Source organism: Rhodobacteraceae bacterium M382 (assembly GCA_025141015.1).
GTDB classification, from domain to species: domain Bacteria; phylum Pseudomonadota; class Alphaproteobacteria; order Rhodobacterales; family Rhodobacteraceae; genus Aliisedimentitalea; species Aliisedimentitalea scapharcae.
This window is the reverse complement of the sequence record CP081098.1, coordinates 1,104,410-1,119,709: the sequence shown is the minus strand read 5'-3', so window position 1 is coordinate 1,119,709 and position 15,300 is coordinate 1,104,410. Positions and strand designations below refer to the sequence as shown.

At 59.8% G+C, this 15,300-nt stretch carries 14 protein-coding genes; 5 read left to right on the top strand and 9 right to left on the bottom strand.

What is annotated here, in order from left to right; translation table 11 throughout:
• Window positions 1-7 precede the first annotated feature (7 nt).
• The 4 genes from odhB to K3727_05065 all read left to right on the top strand — a co-directional run bounded on the left by odhB (window position 8) and on the right by K3727_05065 (window position 4,263).
• Window positions 8-1,507 (top strand): 2-oxoglutarate dehydrogenase complex dihydrolipoyllysine-residue succinyltransferase, encoded by a 1,500-nt coding sequence (gene odhB, locus K3727_05080; protein UWQ92175.1) that lies wholly within the window; start codon window positions 8-10, stop codon window positions 1,505-1,507.
• A gap of 5 nt (window positions 1,508-1,512) precedes the next feature.
• Window positions 1,513-2,145 (top strand): hypothetical protein, encoded by a 633-nt coding sequence (locus K3727_05075; GenBank protein ID UWQ92174.1) that lies wholly within the window; start codon window positions 1,513-1,515, stop codon window positions 2,143-2,145.
• A gap of 306 nt (window positions 2,146-2,451) precedes the next feature.
• Window positions 2,452-3,843, top strand: coding sequence for a dihydrolipoyl dehydrogenase (gene lpdA / locus K3727_05070; GenBank protein UWQ92173.1), 1,392 nt, complete (start codon window positions 2,452-2,454; stop codon window positions 3,841-3,843).
• A 111-nt stretch (window positions 3,844-3,954) separates the two neighbouring features.
• On the top strand, window positions 3,955-4,263 hold the full coding sequence (locus K3727_05065; protein ID UWQ92172.1) for an EthD family reductase: 309 nt from the start codon (window positions 3,955-3,957) through the stop codon (window positions 4,261-4,263).
• 84 nt (window positions 4,264-4,347) lie between these two features.
• On the opposite strand, the gene K3727_05060 is transcribed toward K3727_05065, so the two are convergent.
• The 4 genes from K3727_05060 to K3727_05045 are packed head-to-tail and all read right to left on the bottom strand — an operon-like array spanning window position 4,348 to window position 7,253.
• Window positions 4,348-4,953, bottom strand: a complete 606-nt coding sequence (locus K3727_05060) for a pyridoxamine 5'-phosphate oxidase family protein (protein ID UWQ92171.1) — start codon at window positions 4,951-4,953, stop codon at window positions 4,348-4,350.
• Window positions 4,931-5,680, bottom strand: coding sequence for a 1-acyl-sn-glycerol-3-phosphate acyltransferase (locus K3727_05055; GenBank protein ID UWQ92170.1), 750 nt, complete (start codon window positions 5,678-5,680; stop codon window positions 4,931-4,933). Before K3727_05055 ends, K3727_05060 begins: the two co-directional genes overlap by 23 nt.
• Window positions 5,680-6,579, bottom strand: a complete 900-nt coding sequence (locus K3727_05050) for a cell division protein FtsX (GenBank protein UWQ92169.1) — start codon at window positions 6,577-6,579, stop codon at window positions 5,680-5,682. The genes K3727_05055 and K3727_05050 overlap by 1 nt, the downstream gene beginning before the upstream one ends.
• On the bottom strand, window positions 6,576-7,253 hold the full coding sequence (locus K3727_05045) for an ATP-binding cassette domain-containing protein (protein UWQ92168.1): 678 nt from the start codon (window positions 7,251-7,253) through the stop codon (window positions 6,576-6,578). Before K3727_05045 ends, K3727_05050 begins: the two co-directional genes overlap by 4 nt.
• Window positions 7,254-7,438: 185 nt before the next feature.
• Between K3727_05045 and K3727_05040 the strand changes: the two genes are divergently transcribed.
• Complete coding sequence (locus K3727_05040; GenBank protein ID UWQ92167.1) at window positions 7,439-8,335, top strand: zinc-ribbon domain-containing protein; 897 nt, start codon at window positions 7,439-7,441, stop codon at window positions 8,333-8,335.
• 33 nt (window positions 8,336-8,368) lie between these two features.
• On the opposite strand, the gene K3727_05035 is transcribed toward K3727_05040, so the two are convergent.
• From K3727_05035 to argH, 5 genes are all read right to left on the bottom strand, one after another.
• Window positions 8,369-10,975: a TIGR02302 family protein gene (locus K3727_05035; GenBank protein ID UWQ92166.1), complete on the bottom strand. Its 2,607-nt coding sequence runs from the start codon at window positions 10,973-10,975 to the stop codon at window positions 8,369-8,371.
• A 37-nt stretch (window positions 10,976-11,012) separates the two neighbouring features.
• Complete coding sequence (gene lysA, locus K3727_05030) at window positions 11,013-12,278, bottom strand: diaminopimelate decarboxylase (GenBank protein UWQ92165.1); 1,266 nt, start codon at window positions 12,276-12,278, stop codon at window positions 11,013-11,015.
• Between the two features lie 64 nt (window positions 12,279-12,342).
• Window positions 12,343-13,569: a hypothetical protein gene (locus tag K3727_05025; GenBank protein ID UWQ92164.1), complete on the bottom strand. Its 1,227-nt coding sequence runs from the start codon at window positions 13,567-13,569 to the stop codon at window positions 12,343-12,345.
• Between the two features lie 156 nt (window positions 13,570-13,725).
• Window positions 13,726-13,905 carry a hypothetical protein gene (locus tag K3727_05020; protein UWQ92163.1) on the bottom strand — a complete coding sequence of 60 codons (180 nt, stop codon included), beginning with the start codon at window positions 13,903-13,905 and terminating at the stop codon, window positions 13,726-13,728.
• On the bottom strand, window positions 13,902-15,293 hold the full coding sequence (gene argH / locus K3727_05015) for an argininosuccinate lyase (protein UWQ92162.1): 1,392 nt from the start codon (window positions 15,291-15,293) through the stop codon (window positions 13,902-13,904). The genes K3727_05020 and argH overlap by 4 nt, the downstream gene beginning before the upstream one ends.
• Window positions 15,294-15,300: the final 7 nt, after the last annotated feature.

The window sequence follows — 15,300 nt, the reverse complement described above, 5'->3', positions numbered from 1 at the left end:
CATGACGATGACAAGCGAAGTTCGTGTCCCAACTCTTGGTGAATCCGTAACCGAGGCCACAATCGCCACCTGGTTCAAAAAACCCGGCGATGCCGTTGCCGTGGACGAAATGCTCTGCGAGCTGGAAACTGACAAGGTCACGGTCGAAGTGCCCTCGCCCGCTGCCGGCGTCATGGGGGAAATCGTTGCCGCCGAAGGGGACACCGTTGGCGTCAACGCCCTGTTGGCCACCATCGCCGAAGGCGGTGCAGGCACCAGCGCCGCCCCCACGGCACCCGCCGCCGCCCCGGCCGCGGCCAGCGCCACGGACATCATGGTTCCCACCCTGGGCGAATCCGTGTCCGAAGCCACCGTATCGACCTGGTTCAAACAGGTCGGTGATACCGTCGCCCAGGACGAAATGCTCTGCGAGCTGGAAACCGACAAGGTCTCGGTCGAAGTCCCCGCCCCCACGTCGGGCGTGCTGACCGAAATCACCGCTGCCGAAGGTGCCACCGTGTCCGCATCCGCCAAACTTGGCGTGATCTCCGGATCCGGCTCGGGTGCCGCCCCGGCCCCCGCCGCGCCCGCAGCTGCGGTAAACCCGGCCGTGGCCACCACCGCGGCGGCCAAAGACGTGGCCAACGCCCCCTCGGCCGAAAAGGCGATGGCCAGTGCCGGTCTCAGCGCGGATGCCGTGCAGGGCACCGGACGGGATGGCCGCATCATGAAGGACGACGTCGCCCGCGCCGTGGCCGCGGCGGCTGCAACCCCGGCCCCCGCACCAGCCCCCGCCGCGCCCCGCGCACCGGTGGCCGCCGATGACGCCGCGCGCGAAGAGCGGGTCAAAATGACCCGCCTGCGTCAGACCATCGCCAAACGTCTCAAGGACAGCCAGAACACCGCTGCCATGCTCACCACCTATAACGAGGTCGACATGACCGAGGTGATGGCCCTGCGCAACGAATACAAAGAGCTGTTCCTGAAGAAACACGGCGTCAAACTGGGCTTCATGTCCTTCTTTACCAAAGCCTGCTGCCACGCGCTCAAAGAGGTGCCCGAGGTCAACGCCGAAATTGATGGCACCGACATCGTGTACAAGAATTTCGTGCATATGGGCGTTGCCGCCGGCACCCCCACAGGTTTGGTTGTGCCGGTGATCCGCGACGCGGACGCCATGTCCTTTGCCGCGATCGAAAAGGCGATCGCCGAAAAAGGTGCCCGCGCCCGCGACGGCAAACTGTCGATGGCGGAAATGCAGGGCGGCACCTTCACCATCTCCAACGGGGGTGTCTACGGCTCGCTGATGTCCTCGCCGATCCTGAACCCACCGCAATCCGGTATCCTTGGCATGCACAAGATCCAGGACCGCCCGATGGCCATCAACGGTCAGGTGGTGATCCGCCCGATGATGTATCTGGCGCTCTCCTATGACCACCGCATCGTCGACGGCAAAGGTGCCGTCACCTTCCTGGTCCGCGTCAAAGAGGCCCTCGAAGACCCCCGTCGCCTGCTGATGGATCTGTAAGGAGCATGGCCCTTACAGGAATACCGAGCCAGTGGCCAAGGACACTTAGTGTCCTTGGCCTGGGTTCTATCCTGTTACTGCTGCTCTCAGACTTGGCAAACCTGGCCAAACCTGCAGAGCCGCAGACTTGGCAAGCTCTTGCATATCTTGGTCTGGAAGCGCCAAGTGTGGCAGCGATCGAGGTTTTCGTTTTCCTATTCGCCTCATACGTCGCAGGCGAAGCTGTCATGCTCATGGGCATGGCGGCCCAACGGAAAAGCCCCGTTCATCTAAGGCGTTTCGCGGTTGTCAAATTTATCGCCGTCGAAGGCAACGAAGTTTGGGGGCAACATTTTTCTGAAGCGGAAAGAAAATTTGAACTTTTCAATGGCCTTGGCGCTGCCGCCCTCCTGATGGGTCTGAGCATCGGCATCCACATGCTTCTTGATGGCCAATGGTTGTATGGTACCTGTTTTGTGATCGGAGGGCCTGTTGTGTCGTGCGGGTTCTTCAGCTTCGCCCGAGACTCCTATCTTGGTTTCTCCGCAATTATGGATGCCATTATCGAGGCTCACCCACCTAATACGCAGTCCCAATATTCGGAGAATGCAATCGGTGAGTTGATCGGTGAACACACAGCTTCAAAAGAAACACCGTGATGCTCAAACTTGCCGACATTGCCTCCACTTTCACAGCTCAGGTCGTCCTGAAAGGTTTCCATGCAGGACGGGGATCTCTCCTGTGCTTCAATCGTGTCTCACAGGACGGCATTCCGGCGCGCGACCATCCCCCTTCATCTGGCCAAAAATATCCCGGGGGAGGCCCATTTGGGCCGGGGGCAGAGCCCCCTTTTCCCGCAATCTCACACCCCGACACACCCGTCAGGGGGGTGCACGCCTGGTGCACGTGTGGTGCACGCATGTCACCCCCCCTGTTTCCCCAATTCCTGACGAAAGGACTTCCTCATGGCATCCTATGATGTGATCATTATCGGCGCGGGCCCCGGCGGCTATGTGTCCGCCATCCGCTGTGCCCAGCTGGGCCTGAAAACCGCCGTGGTCGAAGGCCGCGAAACCCTGGGCGGCACCTGCCTGAATGTGGGCTGTATCCCGTCCAAAGCCCTGTTGCACGCCACCCATATGCTGCACGAGGCCGAGCACAATTTCGCCGGTATGGGCCTCAAGGGCAAATCCCCCTCCGTCGACTGGAACCAGATGAAATCCTACAAGGATGACGTCATCAACCAGAACACCGGCGGCATTGAATTCCTGTTCAAAAAGAACAAGATCGACTGGATCAAAGGCTATGGCTCGATCCCGGCACCGGGCAAGGTTCAGGTCGGTGACACCACCTATGACACCAAGAACATCGTGGTTGCATCCGGTTCGGTTCCCGCGTCTCTCCCCGGCGTCGACGTCGACGAAAAAATTGTCGTGACCTCGACCGGCGCACTGGAATTGTCCAAGATTCCCAAGAAGATGGTGGTGATCGGCGCGGGTGTCATCGGATTGGAACTGGGCTCGGTTTACGCTCGTCTCGGCTCCGAAGTCACCGTGGTCGAATACATGGATGCGGTCTGTCCCGGCATGGACAAGGACGTCCAGCGCAGCTTCAAACGCATCCTGGAAAAGCAGGGCCTCACCTTCATCATGGGCGCGGCCGTGCAGGGCGTGGACACCACCAAGACCAAAGCCAAGGTCAAATACCAGCCCAAGAAAGGCGGGGATGAGCAAACCCTGGACGCCGACGTCGTTCTGGTTGCCACCGGGCGCAAACCCTACACCGACGGGTTGGGGCTGGACACCATCGGCGTCACCATGACTGACCGCGGTCAGATCGCAACGGATGCCAAATGGGCCACCAACGTGCCGGGTATCTATGCCATCGGCGACGCCATCGAGGGCCCCATGCTGGCCCACAAGGCCGAGGATGAAGGCATGGCCGTCGCCGAAGTGATCGCCGGCAAACATGGCCACGTCAACTATGGCGTGATCCCCGGCGTGGTCTACACCACCCCCGAAGTCGCCACCGTCGGTGCCACCGAAGACGCGCTCAAGGCCGAAGGCCGCAAGATCAAGGTCGGCAAGTTCATGTTCATGGGCAACGCCCGTGCCAAGGCCGTTGGCCAGGCCGAAGGCGGCTTTGTCAAAATCATCACCGACAAGGAAACCGACCGCATTCTAGGCGCGGCGATCATCGGGCCTGCCGCCGGTGACATGATCCACGAACTGTGCGTGGCGATGGAATTCGGGGCGTCGGCCGAAGACGTGGCGCTGACCTGCCACGCGCACCCGACCTACTCCGAAGCCGTGCGTGAAGCCGCCCTGGCCTGTGGTGACGGTCCGATCCACAGCTGACAATTGCGCGATATTTCAGGATCAAGGGCGGCCTCGGGTCGCCCTTTTCATTTGCCGTTTCCACACGCAACCGCTTTACTGCGGGGACACTGAAAATGAAGGGCGTTCAAAATGTCAGTTTCACTGCAAGTCATCTATCCGATCGGCGACGACACCCACTTTGATTATGAATATTACACCAGCACACATATGGCGCTGGTGGGCGAACACATGGGACCCCACCTGCAAAGCACATTGGTAACCAAAGGGCTCGCCGGTGGACCGGATACGCCGCCAGCCTTTTATGCTGTGGCGTCAATTGTCTTTGCCGATCAGGACGCTCTGGGCGCCGCTATGGCCGCTGCCGGGCCTGTGCTCGCGGATTTGCCGAATTTCACCAATGTGCAGCCCAATATGCTGATCGGTGACGTCATCGGATAAAGCGGCACTCTTGCCAACTGTTCCTCCGCCCTCTGTCACGGCCTCAACACAGCGCGACACAGGAGTGAAGGGACGGTGGGCAGGCTACCACATGGTATGCGCCGCGCGCGCCCCCCAAGCATCGTCATAGGGTTTCCCGCCCTCTTCTCCGTCGGTCATCTCGGCCAGGATCTCTCCCATCGTGGGGAGATCAACACTCTCATCCACTCCACGCCATGTTCCTGCGCGCATCATGGCGCGGGCGCATTGGGTGTAAATCTCGTCGATTGCGATCACGATGACTGTTGCAGGCACTTTGCCGTTCTTGTCAAATCGCGCTCTCATATCAGCGTCAGCGGTGACCCGAGCCTGACCGTTCACCCGGACAACATTGTTTGATCCAGGCACCAGAAACATCAACGACACACGCGGATCGCGCACGATGTTTCGCAGGCTGTCCAACCTGTTGTTGCCCCGCCAATCCGGCATGGCCAGGGTCCCGGGATCCAACTCCAGCACACAGGGGCCATCATCCCCACGCGGGCTGCCATCGCTGCCTTCTGGACCGACTGTTCCCAGAACACATAATTTGGAGGCCATAATCCATTGCCGATACAAGGGTGTCATCCGCTTGGCCACTTTGCGCATCGCAGGGGCGCTGATATCGCCATATAGCGCGTCAAGCGCATCAAGACTGTTGAGATATTCCATCAGGATCAAACCCCGCTTCGCGCATCAATTCATTTGATTTGGCTTCGACCCGGGTTTCCAGGTCTTCCATGAATAGTTTTTTTCGAACGCCGGGCTGGATCGGGTCCAGAAATTCAACCACCGCAAGTCCCGGTTTTCGCATAATCCCCTTGCGGGGCCAGAACACACCCACGTTGGTTGCGGCTGGCACGCAGGTCTGGTTCAACCCTTCGTACAGCACCGCTGTACCGATCTTATAGGGTTTGTGAGCCCCTGGCGCGACCCGTGTCCCCTGAGAATAAATCACCAACTGACCTGGTTCCTGAAACTCGGCAGCGACATCCTGAACCATCTTGGCGATTGCGGCTCCACGTTTGCCACGGTTCACCGGAACACACCCCAGCCGTTTGGCGTACATGCCAATGATGGGCGTCCACAGCAATTCACGCTTCATGATGAATTTGGCCCGCGGTGCCGCGTTAAAGATCATCAGAATATCCAAAAAGCTCTGATGTTTGGCCGCAATCATGACTTCATCCACGGGGACAGCGCCACGAATTTCGGTGCGGATCCCCACCATCCAGCGGGCAGTCCACAACACCCAGCGGCAGTAGGTCTTGCACGCCATCAGGGCCCCGTTGCGCGACACCAGGGCATAGGGCGCAAACACCAATCCCAGTACCAGCATGGCCACATAGATCTGGATCACGAAAACCAGTGATACCAGCCACCGGACCGCATGTTTCATCACGCAAGCTCCCTTAGTTTACGCCGGGCCGCGGTCCCGGTTGCGGCAAACGCAACCAGGGCCCCCAAAGGCGGGATCAGGATCGGCCAGACCCATCCCCAACCCTGAAACCCCAATCCGGTCAGAAACCCGCCTTCGTCCGATGCCTCGGGCATCAACCAGACCCCCAGCATCCCCAAAATCACACCCACACCACAACCGATCAAGGCCCGCAGCGTGAACCGACGCACAAAGGCCTGGGCAATATAGGCGTCCTGCGCCCCCACCAGACGCAGCACCTCGATCACCTGGGCATTGGCCGCCAGGGCAGCATTGGCCGCCAGCGTAATCATGGCCGCCATCGCGCCCCCAATCAGCAATATGGAAAACAATCCTAGGCGACGCAGGCTGTTGGCGGCCCCAACCAGCGGCTCGCGCCAACGTGTGTGGTCATCCAGAACTGCGCCGGGAACCTCGGCAGACAACCGCAACCGCAACCCGGCCGCGTCATAGCCCGGTTCCCCTTCGATCACTTCGATCAGCTGCGGCACCGGCAAAGTATCCAGCGGAATGTCAGGACCCAGCCAGGGGGACAACAACGCAATCTGCTCTTCTTCGGACAACGCCCGGGCCGACGCGATCCCTGGGGTCTGCTGAAGGATTTTTAGCGCCGCATCGGTCTGAGCCACACGTTGATCTGCCGGAGCATTGATCCGCAGAGTTGCCGCCTTGGCCAGCTCTTGGGCCCAGCGATCCGCCAAACGCCCCGAGGCCAGCGACAGTGCCAGCGCAAAAACGGCCAGAAACGCCATGGCCCCGGCCACGAACAACGTCAAATGCGCGGTGAACCCGCTGGGGGGCACAACCCGATCTGCCTGGGCGTCACCGATCAGCAATGCGCGAATGCGTCCCTGGCTCATAAATCCGCCCCTGCCAGCTGTAGCCGTCGGTCCGAAATGCGCAGCACCCGTGCCTGAACCTGTTTCTTGGCGGCCCGGATCAGCGCCAGATCGTGGCTCGCCACCAGAATGGTCTTGCCCATCCGGTTCAATTCGACCAGCAGACGCAAAAGACGTTGCGACATTTCCCAATCGACATTCCCGGTGGGTTCATCGGCAATCACCACATCCGGAGACAGAATGACGGCCCGTGCCAGGGCAGCACGCTGGCGTTCGCCGCCTGATAGCTCTGGCGGCGTTGCATCCGCGCGTTCGGTCAGCCCGACCCAATTGATCAACTCGTGCAGATTGCCTTCTTCCTGGGTCATTTCCCGCCCCGATACAGTCAAAGGCAAAGCGATATTCTCATAAACCGGAAGATGGTCCAGAAACCGGCAGTCCTGATGAACGACACCTATCCGGCGTCGCAACATGGCCATCTGGTCCCTGTCCAACCCTTTGATATCCATATTAAAAGCGCGCGCCTTGCCCGACGTCGGTTTCAGTGCACCATAACAGAGTTTCAGAAGAGTTGTTTTCCCAGCCCCAGACGGCCCTGTCAGAAAATGAAACGACCCCGGTGCCAGCTGGACCGATACATTGGTCAACAGCTCACCACCGCCGTAATTGTAACCCACATTGTCCAGCTCGATCACGGCCGACCCCTTGTCCCTTTGTCGCTGTTGTGCCCCAGTAAGGCATCAGTTTCAATGCTCTGTCCCAACGGGAGCGCACCGGATCCGCAAAAAGGTGAGTGAATTGTCTCTTCCCCGTTTCTAACAAAGTGCGTATGCTGTTGGGAAAATAAAATCAGGCAGTTAAACGGTACAGGAGGGGCAGGATGCGACTGACATGTCCGAATTGCGGTGCGCAATACGAAGTTCCCGATGGTGTTATTCCGACAGAAGGTCGCGACGTCCAGTGTTCCAATTGCGGCAACACCTGGTTTCAGGACCACCCCGACAGCACACCGGACACGGTGCGCCCGGCTGCGGAAGATGACTGGGACGCCGGTCAGGACGTCCCCCCCACAGACGAAGAAGCGGACACCGAAACCCCGTTCGAGGACGGTGATTTCCAGACTGGTGTCGACCCCGACGCCTATGAAGACGAGGATCTGGATCTTCTCCCTGCGGATCCCGTGATCGAGGAGTCCGACCAACAACCACCGTCCCCCCAGGCAACCGGAGCCCGAGGCCTGGATCCGTCGATTTCGGAAATCCTGCGGGAAGAGGCCGAACGCGAAGCCCAAATCCGCGCGCATGAAACTCCCGACGGTCTGGAAACCCAGACCGAAATGGGACTGGAAGAAGCGGTCGACGACGAACCGGCGCGCCGCGCCCGTCAGGCCCGCGACCGGATGGCCAGGATCAAGGGCGAAGAACCCACCGCCGTTGTCGAAGACACAAGCGGATCACGCCGCGGATTGCTGCCCGATATCGAAGAAATAAATTCCACACTCAGATCTTCGACAAACGCGGTTGCTTCCGCAGATCAGGACGCAGACCAGGACGCGATTGAACCCGTCCCGGAAAAGCGCGGGTTTGCCCGTGGTTTTGCATTGGTCCTGATGATCGCGGTTGGCATGGGGGTGCTTTACAAGATGGCACCACAGATCGCCCAGTCAGTTCCCCAGGCGGATCCAATGATCAGCGCATATGTCGCGTTGGTGGATCAGGCGCGGGTTTGGCTGGATACCCTGATCGGGCCTTTGTTGGGATCGATCAGGGGTGAATGACTAACCCTCAAGACAACAGGTGATTGGATCGGATCAAAACCGATCCAGCAACCGCTGCAAATAGCTGCGTTCTGTTTCTGACCGGCTGCTGTCGCCCGACCGACGGCGAATTTCTTCCAAAAGATCACGGGCCCGGCGGTACACATCCGCGCCGCGCAACATATTGTCTTCACCGTTCAGCGCCCCGCCTCGCGACGAGGAGTTGCGCCCCAACGGGTCGCGATTCTGAGCCTGTTGGGCACCATCCCGCGCGCCTTGCCCAGGTTGCTGTTCGTTGGCCATCGCCTCGCCCAGCGATCGCATCCCCTCGCGCAACGCTTCCATCGCCTGCGCCTGCTGGTCGATGGCGTCGGCCAGATTGTCCTGCCGCAGCGCGTCTTCGGCCTTGTCCATTGCTTCACCGGCTCGCCCCAATGCATCACGGGCGTCTTCGCCTTCGGGCGTTCCCGCGCCGGGCAGACCATTTTCCTGGCGTTGCAGCTCCTGACGCAGGGCCTGCTGGCGGTCGGCCAGTCCCTGTTCGGATCCGGGACCTGTGGACCCTTCGCCTTCGGCACCGGGTTGGCTCCCCGAGGACCCGTTTTCATTGGCTGACCCTTCGCCGCGTCCCTGTCCCTGACCTTCGTGGCTTTCACCGCGTCCCAGACCGCCATTGCGCCCCTCGTTCCCCTGGCTTTCACCACTCCGGGCATCGGGGTTGAACTGTTCCTGCAGGTCGCGAAAGGCCTGGTCGCTCAGCCCTTGTTGCTCGCGCAGCGTATCGGCCAACCCTTCCATCGCCTGTTGCCCCGGAGATTGGCCGTCCTGCCCCTGCCCTTGCGTGACACGCATGTTTTCCATCAGCTCCTGCAATTCCTGCAGTGCCTGTTCGGCCTCGGCCATGCGGCCCTGTTCCATCAGTTCCTGGATGCGATCCATCATCTGTTGCAGATCGTCCTGGGTCATTTGCAGAGCGTTTTCATCCGGCTGCTGACCGGGGCTTTGGCCGTCCTGATTCTGCTGCTGCGCCTGTCGGGACAATTGCCGCAGATAATCCTGAGTGGCGTCGCGCAGCTCCTGCATCAGTTCGGCAATCTCGGCGTCGCTGGCCCCGTTTTTCATTGCCTGAGACAGGCGTTCCTGTGCCTGGCGCATCCGTTCCAGCGCATCCGCCGCATCGCCATCTTCCAGCCGCACGGCCAGATCCCACATCGCCTGGGCGATCTCTTCCTGTTGGGTCGTGGTCATCCCATAGGCGGTAAAGCTCTCCAATCGGCGCAGGATGGTCCGGAGCCGCAGGTAGACTGTGTGCGATTTGATGATCCTGTCGGGGCGATGCGACACCGCGCGCAGCACCTGTGCCACACGACCCGCATTGTCCCGAGACCACAGCAGATCGCGCCGCTGTTCGGCAATAGCCGCCGCAAGCGGATCAAAGAAATGCCGCGCCGGAAGGATCGAACCAACCGTTTCCGACATCCCGGTCTGACCCGCCGCATCGGTGGCTGAAAGGGTGAAGATCACCGGCAGGTTGGCCCAGGGGTGCTGGGAGAAATCTTCGATGACTTCTTCGACAAAGCTGTCGCGGTTTCCAGAGATCGGCAGCGGCAGCCCCACAACAATCGGGTCGCGCAGTTCCGGGTAGATCCTGAGCCCGTGACGGCGATCCACAGCGTTCAAATCCAGCTCGACACGAACCTCGCCACCGGTGACCGCGTAGTCGTCCTGAGCCGCAAACGTCAACGCCATGACGCCGCCGGGTTTGGCGTCGGCAGGACCAGCAATGGAAATCTGTGGTATTGTGTCCGGCGTGGCCTGCACCTCCCATGCTCGCCCGCCCGTGCCGTCAATCCGGATGTGTCCCGATTCGGCAATGGCGAACTCCTGATGCGGATCCGAAGCCGACGGAACCACTCCGGTGCGCCCTGAAACGGTTTCGGCCAACACCAGATCCCCCACCTGACCATAAAACCTGAGCGTCACCTGGCTGCCGGCTGGTGCCGTCAACCCATCAGCGGTGATGTCATTGAGGTAGATGGTGGGCAAGCCCGTGTAACGAGGCGGTTCGACCCAACCTTCCCAGGACGGACCGGCGGCTGCCGAAGCGGCCCCTGGCGTCATTTCAGCGACCGAGCCAACCTTCCAGATCGACCCGAACAGCACAGCGATCGCCAATGCCAACATCGCGACATACCGCAGGGCAAATGGGTCGGCGCGGGTCACGCTCAAATCCGGCTTGGGTGCGCGCGCCTCTGCCGCGCGATCAGCCATACGGGCCTGATGGATCTGCCACAGCTTCAGGCTGGCCTCATCATCTGTGCCAATCGCCGGTGTATCCAACAGCGCACCGATGGGCCGTTCCGGCAGGGTTTCATCCAGGCGCGCAATCGCTTCGGAACGGTTCGGCCAGCGAAATTTCAGCGCACCACGGATCAAAAATCCCAACAGTGCCAGCACCAGCAAGACAACGCCGATCCAGACTGCTTCGATCGCGATTTGATCCTGTATGCCCAGCATCAGCGCCGAAAGCCCCAGCATCACACAGGTCATCACCGGCCAGAACGCGCGTACGATGCGTTCAGCAGCCAGCCCCGCCTGCGTCAGCCGCAAGGGCCAGCGCAGGGTAGTCAATGCCGTATGGTGCCTGTTTTTTCTGGCCATTCGGTCAGGGTCTCCTGATGGCCTGCACCTGATCGCGTCAGAGCCACTCGGGGATGGTATCGCGATTTATCATTTCGTCAAAGGTCGGGCGTCGGCGGATAACCGCAAATTGATCCCCATTGACCAGAACTTCGGGGATCAACGGGCGCGAATTGTATTCACTGGCCATCACCGCGCCATAGGCCCCGGCACTGCGGAACGCGATCAGATCGCCTGCCGACAACGGGGCCATATTGCGCTGCTTGGCAAAGGTGTCACCGCTTTCGCAAACCGGACCGACGATGTCATAGGGTTGGCTTTCAGCGCCGGCCTTGGCCTCGGTGACGGGCACGATGTCATGATGGGCTTCGTACATGGCGGGGCGGATCAGGTCGTTCATCGCCCCGTCGATAATCAGAAAATCCCGGTCTTCGCCCGACTTCACATAGATCACTTTGGACACCATCAGGCCTGCGTTGCCTGCGATCAGACGACCGGGTTCAATCTCGATCTCGCACCCCAGATGTCCCAACGTGTCCTTGATCAGCTGGCCATATTCCACCGGCAACGGCGGCGCATCGTTGGACCGGACATAGGGGATACCCAAACCGCCGCCCAGATCCAGACGGCGGATATTGTGGCCTTCGCTGCGCAACTGTTCAGTCAGTTCGGCGACCTTTTCATACGCCAGGCGAAACGGTTCCAGTTCAGTCAGCTGCGAGCCGATATGCACGTCGATGCCAATCACCTCGAGCCCCGGCAGGTTGGCCGCATGAGCGTAAACCGCACTGGCACGCGAGATCGGAATGCCAAATTTGTTTTCGGATTTGCCAGTCGCAATCTTGGCGTGGGTCTTGGCATCGACATCCGGATTCACCCGCACGGTGATCGGCGCGACCACACCCAGTGACAGCGCCACCGTGTTGATCGTGTCCATCTCGGGCTCGGATTCCACGTTGAACTGACGAATCCCGCCTTCCAACGCTGTTCGGATCTCGTCAGAGGTCTTGCCGACACCGGAAAACACGATCTTCTCGCCAGGGACGCCCGCGGCTTTGGCGCGCAGATATTCGCCCATCGACACCACATCCATCCCTGCCCCAGCCTGTGCCAGGGTTTTCAGGATCGCCTGGTTGCTGGCGGCCTTCATCGCGTAGCAGACCAGATGGTCGGTGCCCTCCAGCGCCTCGTCAAACAGACGGAAATGCCGCTGCAGAGTCGCGGTGGAATAGACATAAAACGGCGTACCCACGGCAGCCGCGATTTCGGTGACGGGCACGTCTTCGGCAAAGAGCGTGCCATTGCGATAAAGAAAATGATCCATAGCGCGCGCTTAGACCAAAACCGCGTCATGGATCAAATGAAATTCGGGTTTTCGGGCGAACAGCCTAGGCTGGTTTGCCGGTCTTTTGCTGTTTCTGGCGTTTTTTCACCAGATTGTTGCGATAATCCAGCATGTCGCGAGACCGCTTGGCCGCAGCTTCGAACACCGGCATGAAATCGTCATTCTTGATGCCGCGCTGGAACGCCAGCTGATAGAGCGAATGGAACGGGTTGTCGTTGCATTCGATCAGCGACGGGCCATCGGGCGTCATGGCCACATCCCACCCAATCACGCCAAATTCGGGGAACAATGCGTGGGCTTCGGCCGCCATTTTACAGGCTTCGTCCCAATGGGGGATTTGCAGGCCTTTGAATTTTTCACCTGACACGGGGTGTTCTTCGATGTCGCGCGCATCGGGACCGGTGCCGATGCGGCATTGACCTACAATCCCTGTCTGTTCATCAACCGGCGCGATCATGCTTCCGTCCTGCCAGAAATTGTCAGACATCGCCTTGGGCGACGGCACCTTCCACAGGGCGTACATCGGTCGGGGCATCTGTTCATCCCGGATGGTGACGATTCGCAGGGTGCCGATGGCGTTGCCTGCAACCTTGGACAGGGTTTCATGCTGCTCCAACGCCGACTGAAACAGGTATCCTTCGCCATATTCGCGCACGATCTCGGCACAGAAATCGTCCAGATCAATGCCGCGCCCATCGCCCAATACGATCTCGGACCCGTTCATGTGATCCAACAGGGCCGAACCAAAGCTGCCTGAATAGGACTGCGGTTTGCCAAATAGTGGAAATACCGCGTCTTCGGTCAGGAATTTGCGCAGGTCCTTGGCGGTGGACAGCGTCGGGATGTTTCCGGCACGGCGCAGCGTCGAAAATACCGCCTGCGTTTTGGTTGTCCGAAACCCCAATTGTTCCAACAGCGAGGTATACATGACCTTGTCCGCAACAAAGGTCTTTTGCCCGTTCAAGCTGCTTGGTGACAACCAGGCATTCAAATCCCAGCTGGAGCGACTGCCGACATATTGCTTTTTTGCCTGCCAGCTAAGATCCGGGTGATACAGGCCAGAAGAGAAATATTCGTTCAGGAACAGTCTGCTCTTGCCCCGGCTCAGCAGGAATGCCTCGCGCATTTGGCGGATCGGGCTGACGCCATAGGCGCGCGCCACGCGAACCAGCATTGCCGCTGGTGGTGCCTTGACCATTTGCGGCGCGGCCAAAAGGGCCTTGCCCGTAGGCACGCTGTTGGGGGCGGGGGCTGCTGCTGCGGCGGTCATACTCTGTCTCCTCAATGGCACAACATTGACGGCAATTCTGCTCGTTACAGACAGGGTAGACGGAAAAAATGGCCAAAATTTGACTGGATTGTTTCCGATTTTATGGAAATCCAAGAAAACGGGGCCCGATGACCTGCCCCGTCTCCATATGGTCGCTTAAAACCCGACGAAAATGTTCAACGGCCCCTGTGAGAGTCCAACGCCGCCATTCACATAGGCACCAGAGCCGGAAATTCCGACATTGGCGTTCAACGAAGGTTGCACCGGCTCGCCATCCGCGCCACAGGCAGACAGCAGCACACTACAGAACAGGGCCATCAGAACAGATCGGATCATGCCAAATTCTCTCTCCATCGCGCGATCTGGGCCCGAACCTGTGCAGGTGCGGTCCCCCCATAGGACATACGCGAGTTTACCGAATTCTCGACGCCAAGCACGGTGAAAATGTCCAGGGTGATCCCCGCATGTACACCCTGCATATCTTCCAGGCTCAGATCTGGCAGGTCACACCCACGTTGCTCGGCCATGGCCACCAGGGTGCCTGTAACATGGTGGGCATCGCGGAATGGTACCTTGAGCACCCGCACCATCCAATCGGCCAGATCGGTGGCCGTCGAGAATCCCGATCCGGCGGCGGCGGCCAGGCTGTCGACATTTGCGGTCATGTCCTTGACCATGCCTTCCATCGCTGCCAGCGCTAGCATCCAGTTGTCAGCAGCATCAAAGACCTGTTCCTTGTCTTCCTGCATGTCTTTGGAATAGGCCAGCGGCAGACCCTTCATCACCATCATCAACGCGGTATTGGCACCAAAGATGCGGCCAACCTTGGCGCGAATCAGCTCGGCCGCGTCGGGGTTCTTCTTTTGTGGCATGATTGACGACCCGGTGGAAAAGCGATCCGACAGGGTGACAAAGCGGAACTGAGCCGAAGACCAGATCACCAGCTCCTCGGCAAAACGGCTCAGGTGCATGGCACAGATCGAAGCGGTCGACAGGAATTCGAGCGCAAAGTCACGGTCAGACACCGCATCCAACGAATTGGCGGATGGGCGATCGAACCCCAACGCCGATGCCGTCATGTCGCGGTCAATCGGGAATGACGTCCCAGCCAATGCGGCGGCCCCAAGAGGCGATTCGTTCATCCGCGCCCGGGCATCGCGCACACGGGACAGGTCGCGGCCGAACATTTCCACATAGGCCATCATGTGATGGCCCCATGTCACCGGCTGTGCGGTCTGAAGATGGGTAAAGCCCGGCATAACCCAGTCGGCACCAGCCTCGGCCTGTGACAGCAGGGCGTTGATCAGCGCCAACAGGCCGCTTTCTGCTGCGTCCAACTGGTCACGCACCCACAGTTTGAAATCGGTCGCCACCTGGTCATTGCGAGACCGCCCCGTATGCAGTCGTCCCGCCGGTTCACCGATAATTTCCTTGAGCCGCGCCTCCACATTCATGTGGATGTCTTCCAACGCGGTAGAAAACTGAAAGGTTCCGCTTTCGATTTCTGACAAAACGGTGAGCAGGCCTTCCCGAATGGCGTCCGCATCGTTATCGGTAATCACGCCTGTGGCGGCCAACATGGCGGCATGGGCTCTCGACCCGGCAATGTCCTGGGCTGCCATCCGCTGGTCATATCCGATCGAGGCATTGATTGCCTCCATGATCGCGTCAGGTCCAGCGGCAAAGCGGCCGCCCCACATCTGGTTCGAGGATTGGTCAGTCATGTTGGAA

Coding starts and splice junctions, on each gene's coding strand:
- odhB (UWQ92175.1), top strand. CDS start 8: ATGACAAGCGAAGTTCGTGTCCCAACTCTTGGTGAATCCGTAACCGAG.
- K3727_05075 (UWQ92174.1), top strand. CDS start 1,513: ATGGCCCTTACAGGAATACCGAGCCAGTGGCCAAGGACACTTAGTGTC.
- lpdA (UWQ92173.1), top strand. CDS start 2,452: ATGGCATCCTATGATGTGATCATTATCGGCGCGGGCCCCGGCGGCTAT.
- K3727_05065 (UWQ92172.1), top strand. CDS start 3,955: ATGTCAGTTTCACTGCAAGTCATCTATCCGATCGGCGACGACACCCAC.
- K3727_05060 (UWQ92171.1), bottom strand. CDS start 4,953: ATGGAATATCTCAACAGTCTTGATGCGCTTGACGCGCTATATGGCGAT.
- K3727_05055 (UWQ92170.1), bottom strand. CDS start 5,680: ATGAAACATGCGGTCCGGTGGCTGGTATCACTGGTTTTCGTGATCCAG.
- K3727_05050 (UWQ92169.1), bottom strand. CDS start 6,579: ATGAGCCAGGGACGCATTCGCGCATTGCTGATCGGTGACGCCCAGGCA.
- K3727_05040 (UWQ92167.1), top strand. CDS start 7,439: ATGCGACTGACATGTCCGAATTGCGGTGCGCAATACGAAGTTCCCGAT.
- K3727_05035 (UWQ92166.1), bottom strand. CDS start 10,975: ATGGCCAGAAAAAACAGGCACCATACGGCATTGACTACCCTGCGCTGG.
- lysA (UWQ92165.1), bottom strand. CDS start 12,278: ATGGATCATTTTCTTTATCGCAATGGCACGCTCTTTGCCGAAGACGTG.
- K3727_05025 (UWQ92164.1), bottom strand. CDS start 13,569: ATGACCGCCGCAGCAGCAGCCCCCGCCCCCAACAGCGTGCCTACGGGC.
- K3727_05020 (UWQ92163.1), bottom strand. CDS start 13,905: ATGATCCGATCTGTTCTGATGGCCCTGTTCTGTAGTGTGCTGCTGTCT.
- argH (UWQ92162.1), bottom strand. CDS start 15,293: ATGACTGACCAATCCTCGAACCAGATGTGGGGCGGCCGCTTTGCCGCT.